Origin of the sequence: Bacillus sp. RO1 (assembly GCF_012524115.1) — a bacterium.
GTDB lineage: Bacteria > Bacillota > Bacilli > Bacillales > Bacillaceae_I > Sutcliffiella_A.
Genome location: NZ_JAAZWB010000004.1, coordinates 1 through 1114, shown reverse-complemented (window position 1 = coordinate 1114; position 1114 = coordinate 1). Strand labels below are relative to the sequence as shown.

General features: G+C 50.3%; 8 tRNA genes. All 8 read right to left on the bottom strand.

Annotated elements, in window-relative coordinates:
• Window positions 1-47: 47 nt before the first annotated feature.
• Window positions 48-120, bottom strand: a tRNA-Phe gene (locus HC179_RS00065).
• A gap of 142 nt (window positions 121-262) precedes the next feature.
• Window positions 263-338: transfer RNA gene (locus tag HC179_RS00060), tRNA-Asp, on the bottom strand.
• A gap of 4 nt (window positions 339-342) precedes the next feature.
• A tRNA-Met gene (locus HC179_RS00055) sits at window positions 343-419 on the bottom strand.
• 42 nt (window positions 420-461) lie between these two features.
• A tRNA-Ser gene (locus HC179_RS00050) sits at window positions 462-554 on the bottom strand.
• A gap of 15 nt (window positions 555-569) precedes the next feature.
• A tRNA-Ile gene (locus HC179_RS00045) sits at window positions 570-646 on the bottom strand.
• A 4-nt stretch (window positions 647-650) separates the two neighbouring features.
• Window positions 651-727, bottom strand: a tRNA-Met gene (locus HC179_RS00040).
• A gap of 165 nt (window positions 728-892) precedes the next feature.
• Window positions 893-965: transfer RNA gene (locus HC179_RS00035), tRNA-Ala, on the bottom strand.
• 23 nt (window positions 966-988) lie between these two features.
• A tRNA-Pro gene (locus HC179_RS00030) sits at window positions 989-1065 on the bottom strand.
• Window positions 1066-1114: the final 49 nt, after the last annotated feature.

Below are 1114 nucleotides of genomic sequence, written 5' to 3'. Positions count from 1 at the left end.
GTCAGTTGCTCTACCAACTGAGCTACACCGGCATTTAAAATTCAAAGTGGCTCGGGACGGAATCGAACCGCCGACACATGGATTTTCAGTCCATTGCTCTACCAACTGAGCTACCGAGCCGTAATATAAATATTAGTAACAACTTTTATACTTTCTTCGCATCATCACCCAAATTTCAAAACCAAAATTTGTGCGCTGTAGAATATCCAGGGAAGTTTACTCGATCGTGCTCTACCAACTGAGCTACCGAGCCAAACATAAATGGCGGTCCCGACCGGGATCGAACCGGCGATCTCCTGCGTGACAGGCAGGCATGTTAACCGCTACACCACGGGACCAATTTGGTTGCGGGGACAGGATTTGAACCTGCGACCTTCGGGTTATGAGCCCGACGAGCTACCGGACTGCTCCACCCCGCGATAATCTTATAATATCTATACTCACCATACTAAGAAATAATATGGCGGAGGAAGAGGGATTCGAACCCCCGCGGGCTTTGACACCCCTGTCGGTTTTCAAGACCGATCCCTTCAGCCGGACTTGGGTATTCCTCCGCGTATAGAAAGAACTGGTGGACCTTGTAGGACTCGAACCTACGACCGGACGGTTATGAGCCGTCTGCTCTAACCAGCTGAGCTAAAGGTCCTTTTTGGTAGCGGCGGAGGGGATCGAACCCCCGACCTCACGGGTATGAACCGTACGCTCTAGCCAGCTGAGCTACACCGCCAAAAAGATAAAGTATTTCATTAGATTTACTGGCACCATTGTTGCTGGTCTGTGTCCCTTCCTCTGCAAGCAAATTCAGGGGTGTAAATCCGTCGGGACAACTCGGAGCAAATTCAAGTAGTTATGCTCGTCGCTACACCGCCAAAAAGAAAATAAATTAATAAAGTGGAGCCTAGCGGGATCGAACCGCTGACCTCCTGCGTGCAAAGCAGGCGCTCTCCCAGCTGAGCTAAGGCCCCAAATTTAAATAATAGTAATTTAATGGTCGGGAAGACAGGATTTGAACCTGCGACCCCTTGGTCCCAAACCAAGTGCTCTACCAAGCTGAGCTACTCCCCGATAATGGCGCGCCCGAGAGGACTCGAACCCCTAACCTTTTGATCCGTAG